This window comes from Asaia krungthepensis NRIC 0535, assembly GCF_025995175.1.
Taxonomy (GTDB): domain Bacteria; phylum Pseudomonadota; class Alphaproteobacteria; order Acetobacterales; family Acetobacteraceae; genus Asaia; species Asaia krungthepensis.
Map to the genome: position 1 here is coordinate 97,012 of NZ_BAPV01000010.1, position 21,592 is coordinate 118,603.

Genomic DNA, 21,592 nt, shown 5'->3' on the forward strand with positions numbered 1-21,592 from the left:
CGACAGATCTGGCCCGTTTTTACCGGAATGACAGGCCCGTTGCCGGTCCAGCCCACGAGGTTTCATGCAACTTCCCCTCCGCCCCGCATCCTTTCCTCCGGGTATGGCCGTGCAGGCCAGACCTGCCCGGCTGAAATCGCCCCGGCTGATTGCCGTCAATACCGCTCTTGCGCAGGATCTCGGCTTCTCCCAGGACTGGCTCGCATCGCAAGGCGCTGTGTCACTGTTCAGTGGTCAATGGCAGGACGAGACCCTGCCTCCGATGGCACAGGCTTATGCCGGGCATCAGTTCGGTCAGTTCGTACCCCAGCTCGGCGACGGGCGGGCTCATCTCATCGGCGTGGCAACGGACATGCAGGGTCGCATTGTCGATGTGCAGCTCAAGGGGTCAGGCCCTACACCGTTTTCGCGTCGTGGCGACGGGCTTGCCGCGCTCGGGCCGGTTCTGCGCGAATACCTGGTCAGCGAGGCCATGGCGGCGCTGGGCGTTCCGACTACACGCGCGCTTGCGGCCGTGATGACAGGTGAGACAATCTGGCGTGACCGCCCCTTATCCGGTGCCATCCTGACGCGTGTCGCCGCCAGCCATCTGCGCGTGGGAACATTCCAGTATTCCGCGGCACGTCAGGACAGCGAAGCCTTGCGTTTCCTGTGCAATCTCGCGATTTCCCGCCATTATCCCGAAGCGGCATCGGCCGAAAACCCCGCGAGGGCTCTCTTTGAAGCCGTGGTTGCCGCACAGGCCGGACTTGTCGCCCAATGGATGAGCCTTGGCTTCGTACATGGTGTGATGAACACCGATAATATGGCGATCTCTGGCGAAACAATCGATTACGGGCCCTGCGCCTTTCTCGATGTCTATCGCCATGACAAGGTTTTCAGTTCGATCGATCGGAACGGGCGTTACGCCTACGCCAACCAGCCGCGACTGGCAGGCTGGAATCTGGCGCGTCTGGCCGAGACGTTATTGCCGTTTTTCGAGCCTGATGAAGAACGCGCCCTGGTCTGGGCGCAGGAAGCACTCGGAAAGTTTTCCGCACTCTACGAGACGGCATGGCTCGACAGAATGCGTCCCAAATTCGGCTTCACTCGGGCGCAACAAGGAGACAAGGCGCTGATCGAGCAGTTTCTCGCCATCATGGAAGAGGACAGACTGGACTGGACGCTGACTTTCCGGCGGCTGGCACGCCATGAACTTGCGACGGACAAAGCTCCCTCTCCTGCGCTGATGCACTGGCTCGACGCGTGGCAGTCGCGATGCGCTTCGGAGGGCATGTCGGTGTCCCAGCGCGAGACATTGATGCGTCGGACCAGCCCTGCTGTTATCGCCCGCAATCATCGCGTCGCCGAGGCGATTGAAGCCGCAGAGAACGGTGATCTGTCCGTATTCCATGCCCTGCTTGCGCGACTGGCGCGGCCCTATGAGGACGATGCCCAATACGAGACCCCGCCTCGCCCGGAAGAGGTGGTCCAGGCGACATTCTGCGGCACCTGAAGGACTGAACCCGCCCTGGCTGCATTGGGGCGATGTCACCGCCCTGTGAGCCGGATGCGGGATCGACGTTCATATCGACACATCCTACCGCAAGGGGCAGACAGAACGCATTACATCGCGGTCGCCCATGACCGAAACAGCGCCGTCGGCCCTGCGTGTCTGACCTTCCGGATGCGGGACGGTGTTATCGCTCACGATGCGTTGATGCGCTGTGCCCTACCCGCACAGCTTCCCCGGCGATACGATCCGCAATCGAAACGGAGAATGGTATGACCCTGACGCGCGGGCACTGGTTTTATCTCTACACTGTGCTTTCGTTCGGGAGCGTATTCCTGTGGCTTTCCTTTTTCCCGACGGGTCTGGGGGCTGGGTGCCGTCACACGATCATCGGCCTGATCTGGATCACGACTCTCATCCTTGCCATGTGGCTCTGTCACCGCCCGGCGACTCTCAGGCGGGGGGTTGGGCGCAGCATTACTCTGGGTGGCTCGGGCCTGTGGGTAGCGCATGAGACATTGCCCGGTTTTGACGCGGGAGAAATGGCTCAGGCGGGGTGGCTGCGTTGGTTCGGTATCGCTGTCGCCGCGATGTTCGAGGGCGCAGCCCTGCTGGCCTTTCTGAGGATGATATTCGGGCGGGAGAGCGATCCGGCCATGTTGCGGGATCTCGGCGTACCGCCCGTTCTCATCAAGGCCATGATGGCGGAGGCAAGGTTCTGGCGCTGGGTATGGAATCGTCTGACAGGTCATTAGGAGCGCTACCGGCACCACAACGAGGGATACAGCACCGTCATCAACCATCCGGAACGATGCCCACCCGCTCACATGACAGGAACAGGGATGGTCTGACAGCAAGTGCGAGGTGCCCCTCTCGTGCGATCTCGATCACAGCGTCTCTGCTGCTTCGCCAGCAGAATCCAGGTGCCGGACAAGCGTTCGATCATAACCTGATGGATGCCCCGGCAGAGGAAGCATTCAGGGCCGCTCGACCAATATCCTCTAGCCGTCTGTCTGTTCCGGCTCCGGAGCTCGTCTGAACCCGATTGCCAATCGATTGAACAGATTCATCAATCCGACAGCGATCGTCAGATCGACGATCTCCTTGCCGGTGAATTCTCCGGCGAGGCATTCGTACGCGGCATTCGGGATGGTTGTCTCGCGCACGCAGGTGACCGTCTCGGCCCAGGCCAACGCGGCTGCTTCACGGGGGGTGAAGAATGCCCCAGCCTCGCGCCAGACCTGAAGCACGGCGAGCTTGCGCGGAGAGAAAGCCTTCTTGAGAAGGGCCTGGCTGTGCATATCAAGACAATAGGCGCAGCCATTGATCTGCGAGATGCGCAGATACACCAGTTCGATCAACCCGGACTCCAGGCCCGAACATGCGATATAACGATAGACCTCTCCCAGGGCTTTAACCCCCTCCGGGGCGAGAGCCTCATAATCGAGACGCTGGGTCATGAGCGGGTTTCTCCCTGGATGGAACGCTGTCATGATCCCTCGTTTTTGCGCCCTGGACCGGTTCACGACAGATGTCAGAACCGCCATTCCGACAGGACCAAGATTCTTGGTACACCCGGATACCGGTTTCATGGACCTGTCGTGACAAGCCCGACGGATTGATGACACGGGGCCTTTCCACGAACCGTACGGTGCCACGCGATGCATATTCTCCATATCGATTGCAGCCCCAGACAGGACGGCCAGAGCCGGCGCCTTTCTGCGGGCATTGTGGCACAGCTTCATGCTCTCAGCCCTGATGCGGTCGTGACCAGACGCGATATCAGTGCCCTGCCCCCACCCGATGCACATTACGCGAGCCTGCTTGCAAGACCTGCCGAAACCACCGGTGAACAGCCGGAAGGTTCGGTGGGATTATCGGATATCATGATCCGGGAAATCGAAGCTGCCGATATTCTGGTACTGGGAACACCAGTGCATAACTTCACGGTACCTGCTGCGCTCAAATCCTGGCTTGATCATGTGGTACGCGTGAACCGGACAGTCGCCCTGGGCCTTGACGGCAAACAGGGCCTTATCGCCGATCGACCCGTCCTGGTCGGTGTGGCAGCAGGGGGAATCATACTGGGCGAGAAGGCGCAACAGCCCGATTTCTTTACTCCTTATCTGAAGGCGGTCCTGGGGTGTATCGGGCTTCAGAGCGTCCACTTCATCTCTGTTCAGGGCACCGCCTTTTGCGATGAGGATGTTCTGAGAGCCGCCGCCGATCAGGCTCTGACGGCAATGACCGCCGATCTCCGGAGCAGCCTCTCCATGCCTGGGCGGGCTGCAGGAGCCATACATGATGCCTGAACCCGCATCAGTGTCATGACCGGAATGCACCCCATCCTTGCGCCGATCATACTCGACAGGACTGGCACGCACACCCTGAGCGAACAGATCGCCCTGCACATCGAAGGCGCCATCACCTCGGGGGCACTTCCCGCGGGAGCCAGACTTCCTTCCTGGCGCGACCTCGCGACGCAGCTCGGCGTGGCACGCGGAACGGTACGTGCGGCCTATGACAGGCTGATCGACAGACATATGCTCTGTGCCGCAGGCGCTGCCGGAACACGAGTGGCAGAACGTCTGCCCACAACTTCACCTGTCTCCCCCGATAACCGGTCTCATGGGTCGCCTGATGGAGCGGCCGTTCCAACACTCGACGAATATGGGCCGCTTGCCCTGTTCCGGCACCAAGGCAGCCGCCCCCTTGCCTTTCAGATGGGTGTTCCGGCGCAGGATGCTTTTCCCGCTACGCTTTGGGCGCGGCTGCACCGCCACGGTGTGCAGGTTTCGGCACTACAGGCAGGCGCGATGGACCCGCGCGGCCTGCCGGAATTGCGCACGGCCCTGGCATCGCATCTCGCTCTGGCACGCGGCCTGGCCTGCACGCCCGATCAGATCCTGATCACGACCGGCTTTCGCAGTGGGCTCGCCATGGTGCTGCGCGCCATCGATAGCGTAGGGAAACAGGCCTGGGTGGAGGATCCGGGATTTCCTGTCACACGCATGGCACTGGAAAGTGCCGGAGTGCATCCTGTTCCGGTTGCGGTCGACGATGAGGGGATCGATGTCGCTCAGGGCCGCGTCATGGCACCCGCAGCAGCTTTTGCCCTCGTGACACCGGGACAGCAGGCCCCCATGGGGGTTTCCCTCAGCCCCGCGCGGCGCAAGGCCCTGCTCGACTGGGCGAGGGAAAGCCATGGCTGGATCATTGAGGATGATTATCTGGCCGAACTGCATCTCGATGGACGCGCGCCGCCCGCCCTTGCCTCGGGCGAGGGGGCGGACCGTGTGATTCATATCGGCACGTTCAGCAAGACACTCGCCCCCATGATAGGGCTCGGTTTTGTCGTGGCCCCTCCGGGTCTTGTCAAACGCCTGACCGAGACGGCCTGGTGGCTTGCCACACCTCCCAACAACGCTGTCCAGATTGCCCTGACCCGCTTCATGCGCGAAGGACATTATTTCCGACATCTGCGCAGGACGCGGCAGCTCTATACCGAGCGCCGGGCGCTTCTGCGCGATACCCTGCAACGGTGCGACGGCCCTCTGGCCCGAAACGCAGGGCTTTCGGTGATATTGCCACTCCCGTCCGGCTTCGACGATGCCCGGCTAGCCCTTCATGCGCGTGAGGCATCGCTGGCGATCTCTCCCCTGTCGGCATGGTTTGCCAAAGGGTCACGGGCAAGATCGGGCATCGTTCTCGGCGTTGCGAATATCCGCTCCGAGCGGGTCGAGGCTGATTGCCATCACCTCCTCACCCTGATGCGCAGCACGATCTAGCGCATGACCCCGCGCGCCCCTGCAGCGCACACATCTCTATTCTTCTGACAACACGGACCAATTTCATGCCCAGTTTCCGCCATGGCCTTACGGCTCTCGCTTTGCTTGCGCTGTGCTCGGCGACCTCATCTGCTTGCGCTGAAACACCCCCCGCGCCCGATGCGGCAAGCTACATAGCGGAGGACCCTGCCCTCAAACAGATGATCGGTCGCCCCGTGCCAGCCATGAGCTGGCAGACGCTGGATGGCCAGACGCTCGACATGGAAGCACTCACCCGGAAGGGGCCGGTCTACCTCAAGCTCTGGGCGACCTACTGCATTCCCTGCCGTGCACAGATGCCGGGTTTCGAGGCGCTCTATCAACGCTACCAGTCGCGCATGAGCGTCGTTGCCGTCGATATCGGCTTTGGCGACACGCGGGAGAAGGTCGCTGCTTTTGTGCGTAATGCCGGACTCACCATGCCGGTCGTGGTCGATGACGGAAGTCTGAGCAACTGGCTGGCTATCCGCGCGACACCCCTCCATGTAATGATCGACCGTGACGGACGTCTGGCCTATATCGGGCATCAGGACGGTCCAGTGCTCGAGGCCGCGCTTGAACGCATCGCGACCACCCCCCGCAGAGCGAAAGACCTTCATTTTGCGGATGTCACCCGCATACAGCCACTCGAGGTTGGGGCCAGGGTACCGGATGTGAAGCTGACCGATGCTGCGGGGTCGGAGACAAGTTTGCGTCCAGCGATCCCAGACAGTGCTCAGGTCGTGATCTTCAGCGCCCCCTGGTGCGAGAGCTATCTCGCCACCATGGACCCGCCAACCGCACGCGCCTGCACCCGCGTGCGAGAACTTGCCCAGAAGCTGATGCCTCGCTCCGGCATCGCATGGACGGTCATTGGTGCCCGGCTCTGGACCGAGCCAGGAGATATGGCAGCGTTCCGCACCTTGTTTGGCCCGGGATTCAGGGTGTTGCTGGATCGCGATAATCGCGCCTTCACACGCTTTGGGGTGCGACAGATCCCGGCCATTGCCCTGATCACGAAAGACGGCCATCTGGCGCGGATACTCGACGGATCACGTCTCGATCTGGAAGAACAGGTCGAGGCGTTTGCGCAGGATTCGCGCTGAACCGGGCATTTTTCCCGCATTGGCTGGCCTGCAACCTTCGAATGCGGGCGGATACCACGCGCATAGCCTGTTCCTCCGCCTAGCCCGCCTCCGGCGCGGGACATACGCGCACTCATCGAACCCTGACTGCACGGCCTCAGACGGGCAATCCAGGGCCGCCTCTTGATTTCACGCCATCCCAGTCGAGGCCGAAGCGGGCGAGATATTTGCGCAGGCGATCGGCATCGTTACGGCTTGCGCGCTGCGTGCGCGAGACCGCAAACAAGGCGCGGCCTGCATCGGAGAGACTGGCCGACAGACGGCAAACACGCACGACAGCGGCAAGCTGGACGCTATCGAAAACATCGATCTCTGCGGGATCGGGCAGGATCTCTGCCAGCAACGCCCGGTCATCGGGCCGAGCGGGGCTGGTTGTGTCAGCCTCGCAGTTTCGCCAGCGCTCGGTCAGTTCCGCGATCTCGTCCTCGATCATGGGGAGTGTGATTCTTCCACGATCCGCCAGGGTACATAGCCTGAGCACCGATTGCGTGAGATCGCGGAAATTTCCCGCCCAGCAGGCCTCGGCAGAGCGCGCAAAACGCAGATACCGTGCACGGGCACCCGGGGCGAAACCGGTTTTGGCACCCAGTCGTCGCTCGGCGACATCCAGCGCATGGTCGAATTCCATTTCCAGATCTGTCAGGCGCTCCCGCAGAGGAGGAAGGCGCAGGATCCATTGGAAAAGCGTTTCCAGCCCTGCGCCATTTCGGGCAGTAGCAAGCAGGCGGATCTGTATATCAAGATCTGTCTCCCCGCCAACCGGACGGTACTGCCCGCACTCCACAGCGCGAACGAGACTGTCGCGCAGGGCCGGGGGGACGTACTCCATCCCCTCTATGAGCAATGTGCCGCGGTGCGCCTGCGCCAGTAATCCAGCCCGTTCAGCCGCTGCGGCACTGCCGAAGCCGCGCTTCTGACCCATCAGCATCGCGGTCCCATCCGGTGTCGCAAGGGCTGTGCCGCTGACGCGCACCAGTTTCCCACGCAGCTGCCGGCGCTGAAGTCGCAGTTCATGGACGCGCGCGCCAAGTGTGCTCCTGCCGCTCCCGGCTTCACCTGTGATCAGGATAGGCGCGTCCGAGCGCAGGGCGATCTGCTCGAGCCGATCGATAAGGCGCTCGATCGCCGGATCGGTGCCGCCGATACCGCCCCGAAGCAATGTCGAGTGCTGGGCAGAAGCCAGATCGAAGCGCTGCTGGATCGCATCATATTGCGCAAGATCGAGATCGATGACGTTCAGGCGCCCGTTCGGCCCGGTGCCGGGTCGCTCCGGCTCCATCTGGATCAGGCGGGCCGGAACGTAGCGGCTCTCCGTCAACAGGTACCAGCAGATCTGGGCGACGTGGGTGCCAGTGGTCAGGTGAACGAAATAACGCTCACGGTCCTCATCGAACCCATAGGCCTGCGCGAAGTCGTAGAGCTTGGCATAGACCTCCTCGAGGTCCCATGGATTGTCGAAATCGAGCGGCGTGAGACGCACCTCCGTGTCCGGCGAGAGCGCGGCAATGCCACGCGCGACATGATGGGCCAGAGCCTCGGCATAACCGGGATGAAGCAGCTCGAAGCGATCGACCGGAAGGGAGTCATGGCCACACAGCTTGATACTGGGCTGCCACGAACCGACTCCGCGCGTCCGATCGATTTTGGTGCCAAGCAGACCGATGACAACGTTTCTCATGATCTGATCATTCCAGATAAATCACGATACGGAAAGATCGTTTCCAAAAAAGATCGTAAGCCGAAAATACCAAATGAGATAGATAAATCAGTGTCTTATGAGGATTAAACGATTTCCTATCAGCGAAACCTTTCCCGCTCCATGCTCGGACCAGAAGCATCAATCGAAGAGAAAGGACATGAACATGACCGCGCCCATGGAGATCGACGGGAAGGTTCTTATTGGCTGGGGCCATATGCCCGGCCCTGGCTTTGGAGCCATGCTCGACAGGGCGCGCGCGCTCGCAGCGCAGGGCGACGACGAGGCCGCCATTCGCGCTGCGGTGCCCCCGCCGCCTCTGCCCGAGGAGCTCTCCTTGCAGGAAGCGGCTACCGTTCCGCTTCATATCTCGCTCGACGCCGAGACACAGGACGAAGCGGAAAACCGTGAGCGCGTGATCGACACGATGCGTACCCTTGTACGCACCCCGACCGTGGTTGCAGCAGCGATCATGCCGGATGCCTGCCCGGCGGGACCGCTCGGTACAATCCCGGTTGGTGGCATTGTGAGCACGCGCAACGCGATTCATCCCGGCATGCATTCGCCCGACATCTGCTGCTCGGTCATGATGACGGATCTTGGGCCGGTGGATCCGGGCGCCGTGCTCGATGCGGCGTCGGGCATCACGCATTTCGGTGCAGGCGGGCGCGATCAGGGGCGGCGCTTCACCCTGTCACTCGATCTGCTCGATGCATTTCGCGCCAATCCGTTTCTGGGTCATCAGAAGATGCTGCATACGGCGCAGGCCCATATGGGCACGCAGGGCGATGGCAATCACTTCCTGTTCGTCGGGCGGTCTCGCGCGACAGGTCATACCGCTCTTGTGACGCATCATGGATCGCGCGGGCCAGGGGCTCAGCTCTATCGCGCCGGTGTGGAGGTGGCAGAACGCTGGAGGCGGCATCTCTCACCCGAAACGCTGCGCCAGAACGCCTGGATTCCGACCGATAGTGACGAGGGGCGCGATTACTGGCAGGCGCTGCAGATCATCCGTCGCTGGACCAAGGCAAACCACAATGCCATTCATCAGGCGGTGACGGAGACCCTGCGCCTCACCCCGGTGGAGCGTTTCTGGAATGAGCATAATTTCGTATTCGAGCGCGACGGCCTGTACCATCATGGCAAAGGCGCTACCCCCGCCTGGGGAAGCTATGCCGATGACGCGACGGGCAAGGTGCTGATCCCGCTGAACATGGCCGAGCCGGTTCTGGTCGCGCGCGGACGCGATGCCGCTCATGCGCTGGGCTTTGCACCCCATGGTGCAGGGCGCAACATGTCGCGTACCGAGCATCGTCGGCGCATGGGCGATGCCACTCCCGAGGCCCTGCTCGCTGCTGAAACACCGGGGTTGGATATCCGGTTCTCGGGCGGCAGGATCGATGTGTCGGAACTCCCGTCGAGCTACAAGCGGGCATCGAGCGTTGTGGAGCAGATCGGGCGATACGGCCTTGCCGATATCGAGGATTATATCGACCCCGTTGGCTGCATCATGGCGGGGGACATGCCTCCACCCTGGATGAGCGGGCACCGCTCGGGCCGCAGAAGTTAGGAAAATCCGGGGTCTGTCGCTATCGGCCTACAGTGCGATGGCGGCAGATACGCCCGATGGCGGGTTGTGCCGATATCGTTGCCTGCAATCGTCAAACAGGATCGGCTGTGTCGACAGAGCCCAGGCGTGTCATGACAGGCCGAGACGCCTGCGCAGCTTGCGCACTTCGCGTCCGGCCTCGATCACCAGGCCATGGGGCGAGAGTTCAGTGCGCTTGATATCGAACAATGTGACCGCTCCAACTGCGGAGAGGGTATGCATACCCTCATCGTAGGGTGCGTAAGTCGAGGCAATTGGCAAGGCAGCGCCAGTGCGGGTGGTGATGCGCTCTTTCGTGAGTTCATCGAACCAGAGAGGCCGGATCGCGCCGCCATAGGTATGGGAGCAATCCTGCACAGGGAGCATGAGCCGTCCATCGATCATCACGGGGGTGCCCCCGGCCCGGGCGCTTGAGGGGTCGATCCGAATGGGGTTCTGACGATGGCGCGTCCAGGGGCCATGCAGGGTGCTGGCATAGGCCACATGCAGGCGGCTCGGCGCCTTCTTGGCGGCCTCGACCGGCGTATAGATCAGCCACCAGAGCCCGTCCTGGAAATGAAGGGTCGCATCCACCGCAATCTCGCCTCCGAGGTCGATCGTCGCTTCCGGGACCCAGCGATCAGGAAAACGTTCGGCACGATAGAGAGTCTGCGTGCCGGAGCGGTGCGCTTCAGGAAGCATCCAGTACGTCCCTTCGGCCTGGATCACCTGTGGATAGGACAGATGCCAGGGCTCTCTCAGAACGACCTCGTTCCGGAGGAGGGTGTAGGCCCGGTCATAGACAAAAAGCTCTATGGCGCCGATGCGATCGCGATAGTCATAGATTTCGAGAAAGATGTGCAGCCTGTCTTCATGCCACACGCCGAACGGGTCGGCACGAAACTGGAAAGCCCGGGGCATGTCGGGCAGGAAGTGGCACGGAATCTGCGACCAGTCGGGGGTCTCAATCAGCGTGGCAAGAGGAGCTTCGAGAATGCCCGTGCGCCAGATATCCTTGCGTAGACCCATATTCGCCCCTCCTTCGACCGGAATCGGGCGTGACTAGCACCCTCACCCGGTTTGCGGAATGCCCCTCACCCCTGCGCGGGGTCTAGCGCAGGTCGATGCGGATACGGCCCTTGGGGCTGGACGGATCGGTTTTTGCCTCGATCTGCACCTGACTGGCCGGCGCCCCGGCCGCGACGATCCGGTCTGCCACTGCCTGCCCATCCTGCTGGGTCAGGGTTTCGAGCGATTTCACCTGCGCAGCAGGGCTTGCGGCTTCCGGCGAGAGGACGCTCACGATGAACAGGATGCCCGGCCTGCGGGAGAGAGCCAGTTTCGTGCTGCGCTCGACGGCGGGTCCCCATTCTTCCCTGGGTGTGCCTGCCACGATCTGCAGGAACGGGGCGGGGGCTGGTTTGGCAGGTGGTGCAGGCGGAATATAGGGCTTGGGGGGCTTGCCGGCATCGGGGTTGAACATGCGCTGCCCCGGCGGCGTACAGGCGGTCAACGCGCCCGAGAACAGGCAAATGGCGATGCCTGCCAAAGCGCGAAATCTCAGAAAACCACAATTGGAAGCATTCGTCATCGTCATGACCTAGAGAACTTGCAGGAAGACCGGACACAAGCAAGAGAGCGGAAACAGAAAGACCAGTTTTCACGAAAATATCGATAAGATTCTTGGTAGCCCCCTCTCGTCTCGTCTTCCAAGGGTGCTATGGTTTCGCCTCTTATAACGAAACCGCCTACTGGCCGGGAGACTACAATGGCTGTGAAAATCGCGATCAACGGTTTTGGACGTATCGGACGTCTGGTGCTGCGTGGTATCATTGAAAGCGGACGTACGGATGTCGTGCCTGTCGCCATCAATGACCTCGGCTCGGTGGAAGAGAACGCCCATCTGCTGGCTTATGACAGCGTTCATGGTCGCTTCCCCGGTACCATTCGCGTCGATGGCAACAACCTGATCATCGAAGCCAATGGGCGTACCTATGGTCCGATCCGCGTTTCCGCCGAGCGTGACCCCACCAAGGTTCCCTTCGACGGCGTCGACGTGGCCATGGAATGCACGGGCCTGTTCACCACCAAGGAGAAGGCCTCGGCCCTGATCCAGGCTGGCGCCCGCAAAGTCCTGATTTCCGCTCCAGGCACCGATGTCGATGCCACCATCGTCTACGGCGTGAACAATGCCATGCTGACGAAGGACATGACGGTTATCTCCAACGCATCCTGCACGACCAACTGTCTGGCACCGGTCGCCAAGGTGCTGGACGAGGCCTTCGGCATCGAATGCGGCTACATGGTGACCATCCACTCCTATACGGGTGACCAGCGCACGGTGGACACGCATCATCGCGATCCGCGCCGTGCCCGTGCAGCCGCATTGAACATGATCCCGACCTCGACGGGCGCTGCAAAGGCCATCGGTCTGGTTCTGCCGCACCTCAAGGGCCGTCTGGATGGCACCTCGATCCGCGTTCCGACGCCGAATGTCTCCGTCGTTTCGCTGGACTTCATCCCGAGCCGTGCCCCGGCATCGGTTCAGGCCGTCAATGACGCGCTGCGCGCCGCTGCCGAGGGTCCGCTGAAGGGCGTGCTCGATTACAACGAAGCCCCGCTGGTGAGCACGGACTTCAACCATTCCTATGCTTCCTCGACCTTCGATGCCACGCAGACGGCGGTGATCGATGGTGGCAAAATGGTGCGCATCTGTTCCTGGTACGACAATGAATGGGGCTTCTCGAACCGCATGTCCGACACGGCAGCGCTTTTCGGCAGCCTCTAACAAGCAAGAAAAACGGGAGTATAGCGCATGGCCAGTTTCCACACGCTCGATGATCTGTCTCCTGAGGGAAAGCGCGTTCTTCTGCGCGCCGACCTCAACGTGCCGGTGCGTGAAGGCGCCATCACGGACACGACGCGTATCGACCGCGTCATCCCGACCATCTGCGAGCTGGCCGACAAGGGCGCGCGCGTCATCATTCTGAGCCATTTCGACCGTCCCAAAGGTCAGGTCGTGCCCGGCATGTCGCTTGCTCCCGTGGCCGAGATGCTGGAATCCAAGATCCAGCACAAGGTGCATTTCGTGTCCGACTGCGTTGGACCGAAGGCGGAAGAAGCCGTTGCAAAGCTCAAGGATGGCGAGGTTTGCGTTCTCGAAAACACCCGTTTCCATGCGGGTGAGGAAAAGAACGATCCGGCGTTCACCGACATGCTCGCCCGTCTGGGCGACGTCTACGTGAATGACGCCTTCTCAGCCGCACATCGTGCCCATGCCTCGACCGAGGGTCTGGCCCATCATCTGCCGGCCTATGCCGGACGACTGATGGAAGCGGAGCTGAACGCTCTGACTGCTGCGCTCGAACTGCCGGAACGCCCGGTGGGGGCCCTGATTGGCGGTGCCAAGATCTCGACCAAGCTCGATCTGATCGGGAACGTGCTGGGCAAGGTCGATGTGCTGTTCATTGGCGGCGCAATGGCCAATACCTTCCTTGCGGCGCAGGGCGTTGCTGTCGGCAAGTCGCTTCAGGAAGCCGACATGCACGAAACGGCGCGCAAGATCATGGCGCAGGCGCAGGACGGCCAGTGCGAGATCATTCTGCCGGTCGATGCCGTGATCGCACGCGAATTCCGTGAAGGAGCCCCTTCGGAAGTTTGCGACATCAATGCGGTCCCGGCTGATGCCATGATCCTCGATGCCGGTCCGAAAACCGTCGCGCTGATCAATGCCAAGCTCGAAGGCCTGAAGACCCTGGTCTGGAACGGCCCACTTGGCGCGTTCGAGATCAAGCCTTTCGACGCGGCAACCGTTTCTGTGGCGCAAAAGGCCGCAGCACTGACCAAGGCTGGGCAGCTCAAGACCATTGCCGGTGGCGGTGACACGGTATCGGCCCTGCGCCATGCCGATGCAGCCGACAAGATGAGCTATGTGTCGACGGCTGGCGGTGCCTTCCTTGAATGGCTCGAAGGCAAGCTCCTTCCGGGAATTGCGGTGCTGACCGACGCAGCGCATAACGCCTTCCCGATCTGAGTATCCTGCCCGGACCGGTTGCATCACGTTTGATGTCGACGTGATACAATCGGTCCATTCCTGTTGCATCCGCTTCTCCCGCGCGAGTACAGTATTCGTCGCCGGTTCTTATATCGGCTTCAGGTAAATCGATACTGTGATCCGCAAGGAGGAACGCGTCGGTGCGTCTCTGTTCTATTTTGCTGGTCGGGCTTTTGGCCTGCGTCATGCCACGACACGCCTCCGCAGAAGACACGGCCTCACAGCCCGCTTCCCCAAATACCTCCCACGGCACTCCCCATCGGTCGATGAAGGGTAGCGCGCTCGGATCGGTTTCCTCTTTTTCGCTCGAACCGGTCGCAACAGCCGAGCCGCTGATCCGACAGGCCTCTCTGACCGTCAAGGCGTCCGCGCCATCGACGCATAACGGCTTCAGCGAAGCCCCCCTCCCCGACGATGACATGGACGCCCCCAAGGAACGGGGCAATGGCGACGATGCCACGCTCAAGGCCGATTTTTTCCAGCGTAATCATCATCAGGTAGGTGATGCTCTTTCAGGTGGGGCCGCCGCCAATGACCAAAGACGCGGCCATGGCTCGATGGCTGCCGGTGTGGCAGTCGCCATCCCCATAGATTGACGATCGCCCCAGAGAGGCGATTTCACCGCTATTCAGCTATCCAGTTCGGCGGGCGAAAGTCCCCTCAGACGATCCATCTCACGCACGAGATCGGGCAGTGAGCCCGCCTCCATCTTTCGCATGATTTGCGCGCGACGCACTTTCACAGTGATCTCACTGACGCCCAGTATTCCCGCCGTCTGTTTGTTGAGCAGCCCCGTGACCACGAGACGGGCAACCTGCTTTTCACCCGCATTCAGGCTGCGCCAGCGCCTCAGAAGCGCCTCGCCTTCCGCCCTCTCTTGCCGTCTTGCCTCATTGATCGCCAGGCCGCGCTGGATGGCATCGAGCAGATCGAGATCGCGAAACGGCTTGGTGAGGAATTCGATCGCCCCGTTCTTCATGGCTTCGACCCCCATGGCAATATCGCCATGGCCGGTGATGAAGACCACCGGATAATCCAGACCGAGCCCGGCCATGCGCCTGTGAAAATCCATGCCCGACAGGCCCGGCATCCGGATATCGAGAATCAGGCAGGCAGGGCAGTTGTCTTTCGGCGCAACAATGAAGCTCTCCGCATCGGCGAAGCAGCGAACTTTTTGCCCAACCGCGCTCAGCAGATCGTCAAGTGCCTGACGGATCGAGGCATCGTCATCGACCACGTATACGATCGTTTCCCCGGTAAGCCCATTTCGAGCATCCATCACGATTCCTCCTCGCGCGCCGCAGGGATACTGAAGCAGAACGCTGCCCCTTCACGACGATCCTGAGCCAGCCAGATCCGGCCCTTGTTGGCTTCGATCAATGTGCGGCAGATTGCGAGGCCAATACCTGTCCCTTCCTGCTTTGTGCTCCAAAAGGGCTCAAAAAGGTGATCTGTCAGAGAGGGGGCAATCCCGGCACCGTCATCGCTCACCCTGCACAGACAGGAATCATTTTCCTCCCATAGGGCGATCTCTATATAGCCGCCACCCGTGCCCCGCGCCGCGATGGCTTCGATCGCGTTGAGCAGGAGATTGCTCACAACTTGCTGAATCTGAACCGAATCTCCCCAGGCAGACAGAGTGCCCGCCTTGCAGCGGACACGAGCCGCGATGTCGTGGCGCTCGAGACGATGCTGGGCCATGGCCACCACGTCCATCACGGCATCGACCAGGTCGAAACGCCCGCATTCGGTCACCTTGCCACGTGTCAGATCCTTCATGCGTGTCAGGATATCGGCGGCGCGCGTCGTATCGCGTATGATGCGCTCTAACGCAGCATCCGCCCGGTCGACATTGGGCGGTGTTGCGGAGAGCCAGCGCTGACACGCCTGCCCGCTGGTGGCGATGGCTGCGAGGGGCTGGTTGAGTTCATGCACGATGGACGAGGTCAGACCACTGACCATCTGCGCATGAGCGATGCGTGTCAGCTGGGACTGCCCCTGCAGGGCCAGTTCCTTGGCATGCTGAAGCCGGATGGCAAGCCAGGCGGTGATGACGATCGCCGCCGAACTGATCAGCAGATTGATCAATCCTGTGGCCGCGTTACCATGCAGGGTGAAGGCGAAACTCATTCCGGTCAGGCCAAGACACAGGCAAGCAAGCCAGATCAGGCTTTCTGGCCGAAAAGAGAAGGCGGCGCCCAGTAGCACCACCGTATAGAGTACCGGTATCGCGATCTCGTAATGGGTGATCGTATCGGCAGCAAAAATGGCGGCCATGACCAGGCCGAGAAGGATGGGACGGGTCGCACCGGCAACGGGTCGTGCACCATGCCCCCCCTTCCCGGAGCCAGAGCCGAGTGAACCGGGATAACGTGACTCGGGACCCTGCCGTTTTCCCTGCCGGGCCATGCGGGCGACCACGCGGGCGGTCTCGGGCGTGCCGCTCCCTCTTCTCATGATCAGAACCTCGTACCCAGGCTGAAAACGAGTTGTCTCGGCGCCGAGCGCTGCATGGTCTGATAATCTCCGGAGAACGGGGCGCCGTCCACATTGAGGTTGCCGATCATCTTGCTGTTGAGCAGATTATAGACATCAAGACGCATGTCGAGCGATGGCCAGCCTGCATGGCCAGGGCGTTTCCACGCAATATAGGCCGTAGTGTTCCAGTAATTCGGCCCCATGATGTCGTTGGTGTACGAGAAAGGACGGTCAAGATACACAACGCTCGTCGCACCGGCCTCGACCTGTCCGACATGCATAAAGGCCGAGCTTTGCAGAGACAGCGCCGGGTAACCCGGCTGGGCCTTTCCCCTGATCGGGAAGATCTCACCTCCGGCGACCAGATCGCCACCGTAACGGAAGCGACTGACCGAAAGGGACTGGCTGAGTGTCAGATACGGTCCCAGAGGCAGGCTGGCCGCGACATCTCCCCCCCAGATATGCGATGCCCGCACGATCCCGACGGTGTTGACCGGGCTGTGCAACGTGCCGATCGACGCGGAAACAAGCCGGTTTTCGACAAGCGAGAAGTACCCGTCCCATGACAATCTGAAGTGCCCCTCTTTTCTGTGTCCGCCGATCGTGACTGTCATGTCCTTTTCGGGGGCGATACGCGACAGGGCCTCATCGAAACTTGCCTGATCCGAAGCGGACCAGATCGAGGCGGAGTAGCCGATATTGCCGCGAGGCGACATGCGGTAGCCGCTCTGGGTCTGGGCGGCATCGATGAACAGATCCTGACGGGGCGACAGTGTCCAGAGCAGGGAGAGATGCGGCAGGAAACCGTTCTGCGAGCGCAGATTCCCGCGGGGGGCCCCATCATCCCCAATACCGCCCCCCGAGGAATGCACATCTATTGCCTTGAACCCCAACCCCAGGAGCAGGGAGGGCGTGAGCTTCCAGTCGTCATGCAAGAAGATTTGGCGCGAAGATGTGTGCCAATGGGAGAGATTTTGTGTCTGAAAAGCGGGTCCGTAACGATCAAACGGTCCGATAGCCCTGAGTGGTGCCCCAGTCCCCAGGAGCGGTTCGTTATACCAGGACTGATCGGCCATCGAGCGCGATGTCTCCTGCCAGAGTCCTGCAGAAAGAAGATGATGGCCGATCCGGTAGTCGAGGGTAAGGCTGCCGCCGAAGCGCCGGACCGCAGAATGCCAGACCTGCTCTGAAAACGGGGCGCCAGTTTCGGAAGGGGTTGTCGGGTCTGAAACACTGGCGTCGGTATAAGTGCTCGCCCCGTAGAAAAGCGCCTTGCCGTGAAGACGGTTCCCGATCCTGAAGCGATGGGCCAGGGACCCTATGAAATCCTGCGAGACCTGGCCGCTGTCATACGGGGTCAGGGCCGCACGCTCCGCACAGCTATAGGGACCGCATTGCGCCTCGGCATTTTCGGGACGCGCCATGTCGTAAGCCGCCCCATAATTCGGATAGGTGAAATCTGCGCCGCGCCAGCCTAGCTTGTCCAGCATATCGTGAGACACGTTGTTATAGCCCCAGACCTGCGCTTGCGAGGCCGAGAAAAAGGCGGTCAGATCGCCCCAGGCGACATCCTGCACCGCCTTGATATTGCTGCGCAGCATGTTCTGCGAGCCCTGCCCCTGATATTTATCCTTACTGATGCGCTGGAAACCGGCGAGCACACGCGGCCCCGACGTGCCAAGCGTACCGGATTGCCCCACGAGCGTCGTGACAAGGGTGTTGTTGCTGCCTACGGCCTGATTGACGGCAAGACTGGGTGTTTCAGCGGGTGCCATGAGCGCGTAGCGAATTTCGCCGCCATTATTGCTGCTCGAATAGGTGCTCTCACGTGAGGTGCCGGGCGATACGACAATCGAACCGATTGTATCGGGGACGCTGATATTGAGCACATTTGTACCGCTCAGCGTTCCGAAACTCGAATCATTCAGCGGAATGCCCTCAAAGAGAATGCCGAGTTCGTTCATATGAAACCCGCGCAGGAACAGGCTCGCATCGGACTCATCCAGACCGTAGGAATCCGAGGTCGTATAGGAAACGCCGGGCGTCTGGGCGAGGAGTGCGAGTGGATTGGAGCCACTCAGCGTATTACGCCAGTCGGCCGGGGTCAGCACGGTCATATTGGGCTGGACCGCGCGATGGGCATCTCTGGCAACCCTGATGGTTTCGGTCTGGGACGCAGCAGTTTTCCCCGAGGTCTGACGGTCCTCTTCTTTCGCCCGAATGACAGTTCGGCCGTTTCTCCGATCTGCTGATCTGGCCGCGTTTCCGGCGTGGTTTTTCCCCTCAGAAGCGGCTTTTGCCGTCGCGGCATTTTCCGCGGCCAGCGCAGCTTCGCAGGGCAGGAGGAGTGGTAGCATCAGGCCTGCCATGCAGGCCGCCTGACGCGCGAAAATGGTCTGATTCCCACAGGAAACGGCGATTTTCCGGAGATGCGTATCATGGCTCATGTTGAGATCTTCCCTGTTCGGAAATTCCCTAATGACAATACGCGTCCGATCAAATGCCCTCTTTGGTATGATCTCTCTATACCAAAGTATAGGTCTCGTAATTCAGGAAATCCTCACTGGAGATCACGAGGGACGATACTTTATCCCAATCAGAATCCAGCGACGAGATTGAAGTCACAGAACACACCTCGACTTCCTCGGCTGGCAGCCCGCCGGAGCCTCCAGCCAGCATCGATGCTCACATTCAGATGACGGTTGATCTTGCTGCTCAGCGCGGTGCCAAGGCTCGACAATGTCACGACACGCGGCCCTATCCCCGCAGGGTGAACCTGGGAATTATCGCCCCAGTCCCAGAAGGCACCCAGCGTGTTCTTGTCATCAAGCGCCTTCAGCCCGATCCATTTACCCAGAGAAAAGCCAGGTGTGTCGATTTCCTCGCTTGCCATCAGACCGCGACTGCCAAAGGAGGTATTCACATAATACCCGCGCACGGTACCCATACCGCCAATCATGAGCTGCTCACTGTAAAGCAGATTATGCGTGGCACCCTGCCAGCCGAATTTCGTATTGGCCGTGAGACCGAAAGGCAAAGAAAGGGCGCGTTTCAGGAGAAGCCGGTCATAGACGTAATTCGGCTTGGCGTTAGGAAAAATGGTCTCGTACCATCCCCTTTTGTTATAGGCGGAGATACCCGGCGGGCCATAGACGATCTGATTATTGATTTCGGTCTTGCCCCAAGGGTCCTGCAGGGAGCCGATAAAGCCGAGAACGAACTGATTGGTCTCGGCATTGGCCAGGATCAGGGGCACGGCGGCGCTGAACTGGTCTGAAATCGTGGATTTCCAGTCGAACCCCGCTTGAACCGTGCCATCCACACCAAACCGCGCCCCAAGAGCCAGATGGGGCAGCATGTGTAGCCAGCGTAACGAGGCCTGCCCCGAAATACCCTTATTGCTCAAAGGCTGGTCAGCTACCGGATGAGAGACCGAATAATTGCCGAAAACCAGCAGGGCATCACGGGATGAGAGGGGAATTTCCCAACTTGCGTTATGACCGGTGAACCGTCCTGATACGCTGCGCTGCAATTGATAGGTCAGTGTCTGGCCAAGGTGGAATGCGTCTCCCCAGGAGACGCCCAGATCCCAGTTCAGCCGCCCAAGAGTGGGGTCAAGCTGATTGTCGTAAGCACCATACACGTAAAGCGGCAGGCGATCGGCCACGCGCAGATCAACATCGGTCACGCCGGGGGTGGTGCCTGGCCGATACACCATATCGACGGTGCGAAACGGGTTGATGTTGAGCCAGCGCAGATCCGTCTGCAATGCATCGAGCGTCGGCACCTGACCGCTGGAGAGACCGCTCTGCTGGCGGATAACCCGATCCGAGAACCACTGATTGCCGATCACGCGCAGGGCGCCTATGCGATATTCCAGCACGTCGAGACGCAGGACGCCCGCATGAACGCGTTGGGGAGGTACGCTGACCGTCACGAAGGCATGGGCTTTTTCGCGATAATACCCGACGACGATATCCACCAGTTCCTGCATCTGACCGAAGCTGAGGGAACGCCCGATAAAGGGCATGATGCGCTTGGCGAACGCAGCGGTTTCAAGCAAGGGTAGATTGACGGTAGTGAGCGCTCTGTCCCGCTTCTGTTGCGCGCTCATCCCCATCGGGGCGATAACCAGCGCCCGTAAAAGCGGTAAAGCCGGACGGGAAGAGCTAAGCGCCTGGGGAACGAGCGCCGGTTGTCGGGGGACGGATGAGGAGAGTTCTGGCAAGGCAGAGGCAGCCCCACCCGGCCTGAGTATCGAACGCGCCGCGCCTTCATGCGGCAGGAGAAACGCCCCGGCGACCAGAATGATCAGGCCCGCTATAGTGCGAAGGCGCCTCATGGCTGCGCGCCTGCGGGTATGGCGGGCGCAGCCTGCCGCTCAGAGGTATTTGTTGTCAGTTGTGGCGCTGCCTTTGCGGCCCGATCGGAGCTGAGCATCACGTCGCCATCAGGCAGAAGCGTGGCAAGGTCCACCTGTCGGACACCCTCGCGATTACCGGCCAGAGCAAAGGCATTTCCCCCCGCCGAGGCGAGAGACGCTGCGGCGTCTGCGATCATGGCCTGCTTGTCCGCACCGCTGATACGGCAGGGATGGGGCAGCACATAGACGCCAGCGGGGCCGAAAGACGCGTTCATCGTGGCATAGTCCCGCATCTCCCCTGATGCGGGCGGTACGTTCGGTGGAGCGATTCGAGGGGCCTGTTTCGTCACTCCGATCATGACCGCCTCGCTCTTCCCTGCGCCTATCCCCGCACCATGAGAGCCGAGCAATGCTGGCTCGGCGGGTGCTCCGCCCGCTACGAACTGACCCGAAGCCACGGAAACGGGAGAAGGGCATCCCCCGGCCACGGCCTTTCCGTCAGGACCGCTAACCACACCCTGAGGCGAAACCCGGTAGGTGGTGCCGCCGAGAGAAACCTCATTCTTCACCGGTGAGGGGCGATTACCCACCACGCTATCGAGCGTCGCATTGGCCGAAGCCGAGGCGCGCGCGCCTGGAGCAAACCCACCCGCGGATTGCGCGCCCTCAGCACGCTGCGCCATGCAGGGGATGCTGAGGAAGATAGGAGCAAGCAGCGTGAGAACGGCAATGCTCTCGGGACGAAACACAGGGAGACGAAGTCGGCGCAACAGACAATCCGCAAGCAAGGAGAGAAGAGATACGGTCCTATATCACCAAACCGTGATGATAGCGGGCCGTTCCCTACTCTCCCCAAGGCGGAAGCTGTTGTGTTGCAAGGCGATCACGCGCCTGGATCCTGAGGTCTGTTCAACGCGTGCCCTTAGAGGCGAAGCCTCAGTCCAGAGCCCTGCCGGTTGCCGGATGCAGG

At 61.0% G+C, this 21,592-nt stretch carries 18 protein-coding genes; 9 read left to right on the plus strand and 9 right to left on the minus strand.

The features are described 5' to 3' along the window. Window positions 1-64 precede the first annotated feature (64 nt). Window positions 65-1,495 carry a protein adenylyltransferase SelO gene (locus AA0535_RS07155; protein WP_264815250.1) on the plus strand — a complete coding sequence of 477 codons (1,431 nt, stop codon included), beginning with the start codon at window positions 65-67 and terminating at the stop codon, window positions 1,493-1,495. Window positions 1,496-1,764: 269 nt separating this feature from the next. Beyond that, entirely contained in the window at window positions 1,765-2,247 is a 483-nt protein-coding gene (locus AA0535_RS07160; RefSeq protein ID WP_264815251.1) for a hypothetical protein, read from the plus strand. Window positions 2,248-2,493: 246 nt separating this feature from the next. Here the strand turns inward: AA0535_RS07160 and AA0535_RS07165 are convergent, their stop codons facing one another. Next, window positions 2,494-2,952 carry a carboxymuconolactone decarboxylase family protein gene (locus tag AA0535_RS07165; protein ID WP_264815252.1) on the minus strand — a complete coding sequence of 153 codons (459 nt, stop codon included), beginning with the start codon at window positions 2,950-2,952 and terminating at the stop codon, window positions 2,494-2,496. A 201-nt stretch (window positions 2,953-3,153) separates the two neighbouring features. On the opposite strand from AA0535_RS07165, the gene AA0535_RS07170 reads away from it, so the two are divergent. The 3 genes from AA0535_RS07170 (at window position 3,154) to AA0535_RS07180 (ending at window position 6,404) form a co-directional block, all read left to right on the plus strand. Then, entirely contained in the window at window positions 3,154-3,804 is a 651-nt protein-coding gene (locus tag AA0535_RS07170; RefSeq protein WP_264815253.1) for an FMN-dependent NADH-azoreductase, read from the plus strand. 15 nt (window positions 3,805-3,819) lie between these two features. Further along, on the plus strand, window positions 3,820-5,280 hold the full coding sequence (pdxR, locus tag AA0535_RS07175; RefSeq protein ID WP_264815254.1) for a MocR-like pyridoxine biosynthesis transcription factor PdxR: 1,461 nt from the start codon (window positions 3,820-3,822) through the stop codon (window positions 5,278-5,280). Window positions 5,281-5,345: 65 nt separating this feature from the next. Next, complete coding sequence (locus AA0535_RS07180; RefSeq protein ID WP_264815255.1) at window positions 5,346-6,404, plus strand: TlpA family protein disulfide reductase; 1,059 nt, start codon at window positions 5,346-5,348, stop codon at window positions 6,402-6,404. Window positions 6,405-6,540: 136 nt separating this feature from the next. Here AA0535_RS07180 and AA0535_RS07185 read toward each other — a convergent pair whose 3' ends face one another. Beyond that, entirely contained in the window at window positions 6,541-8,121 is a 1,581-nt protein-coding gene (locus AA0535_RS07185) for an RNA repair transcriptional activator RtcR family protein (RefSeq protein WP_264815256.1), read from the minus strand. Between the two features lie 178 nt (window positions 8,122-8,299). Between AA0535_RS07185 and AA0535_RS07190 the strand changes: the two genes are divergently transcribed. After that, window positions 8,300-9,709, plus strand: a complete 1,410-nt coding sequence (locus AA0535_RS07190) for an RtcB family protein (RefSeq protein ID WP_264815257.1) — start codon at window positions 8,300-8,302, stop codon at window positions 9,707-9,709. Window positions 9,710-9,838: 129 nt separating this feature from the next. Here the strand turns inward: AA0535_RS07190 and AA0535_RS07195 are convergent, their stop codons facing one another. Then, window positions 9,839-10,756, minus strand: a complete 918-nt coding sequence (locus tag AA0535_RS07195) for a glucosamine inositolphosphorylceramide transferase family protein (protein WP_264815258.1) — start codon at window positions 10,754-10,756, stop codon at window positions 9,839-9,841. Between the two features lie 82 nt (window positions 10,757-10,838). Beyond that, complete coding sequence (locus AA0535_RS07200; RefSeq protein ID WP_264815259.1) at window positions 10,839-11,324, minus strand: hypothetical protein; 486 nt, start codon at window positions 11,322-11,324, stop codon at window positions 10,839-10,841. 171 nt (window positions 11,325-11,495) lie between these two features. Here AA0535_RS07200 and gap point away from each other — a divergent pair, with 171 nt between their 5' ends. The 3 genes from gap (at window position 11,496) to AA0535_RS07215 (ending at window position 14,377) form a co-directional block, all read left to right on the plus strand. Then, window positions 11,496-12,515: a type I glyceraldehyde-3-phosphate dehydrogenase gene (gap, locus tag AA0535_RS07205; protein ID WP_264815260.1), complete on the plus strand. Its 1,020-nt coding sequence runs from the start codon at window positions 11,496-11,498 to the stop codon at window positions 12,513-12,515. A 27-nt stretch (window positions 12,516-12,542) separates the two neighbouring features. Further along, complete coding sequence (locus AA0535_RS07210) at window positions 12,543-13,760, plus strand: phosphoglycerate kinase (RefSeq protein ID WP_264815261.1); 1,218 nt, start codon at window positions 12,543-12,545, stop codon at window positions 13,758-13,760. 161 nt (window positions 13,761-13,921) lie between these two features. After that, window positions 13,922-14,377, plus strand: coding sequence for a hypothetical protein (locus AA0535_RS07215; RefSeq protein ID WP_264815262.1), 456 nt, complete (start codon window positions 13,922-13,924; stop codon window positions 14,375-14,377). Window positions 14,378-14,409: 32 nt separating this feature from the next. Here AA0535_RS07215 and AA0535_RS07220 read toward each other — a convergent pair whose 3' ends face one another. From AA0535_RS07220 to AA0535_RS07240, 5 genes are all read right to left on the minus strand, one after another. Beyond that, window positions 14,410-15,060 carry a response regulator transcription factor gene (locus tag AA0535_RS07220; protein ID WP_264815264.1) on the minus strand — a complete coding sequence of 217 codons (651 nt, stop codon included), beginning with the start codon at window positions 15,058-15,060 and terminating at the stop codon, window positions 14,410-14,412. Then, entirely contained in the window at window positions 15,060-16,238 is a 1,179-nt protein-coding gene (locus AA0535_RS07225; RefSeq protein WP_264815265.1) for a sensor histidine kinase, read from the minus strand. Before AA0535_RS07225 ends, AA0535_RS07220 begins: the two co-directional genes overlap by 1 nt. 2 nt (window positions 16,239-16,240) lie before the next feature. Continuing rightward, window positions 16,241-18,706: a TonB-dependent receptor gene (locus tag AA0535_RS07230; RefSeq protein ID WP_264815266.1), complete on the minus strand. Its 2,466-nt coding sequence runs from the start codon at window positions 18,704-18,706 to the stop codon at window positions 16,241-16,243. A gap of 149 nt (window positions 18,707-18,855) precedes the next feature. Continuing rightward, window positions 18,856-20,601, minus strand: coding sequence for a ShlB/FhaC/HecB family hemolysin secretion/activation protein (locus AA0535_RS07235; RefSeq protein WP_264815267.1), 1,746 nt, complete (start codon window positions 20,599-20,601; stop codon window positions 18,856-18,858). Beyond that, a complete protein-coding gene (locus AA0535_RS07240) occupies window positions 20,598-21,392 on the minus strand; it encodes a hypothetical protein (protein ID WP_264815268.1) in 795 nt (264 codons plus the stop codon). Before AA0535_RS07240 ends, AA0535_RS07235 begins: the two co-directional genes overlap by 4 nt. Window positions 21,393-21,592 lie beyond the last annotated feature (200 nt).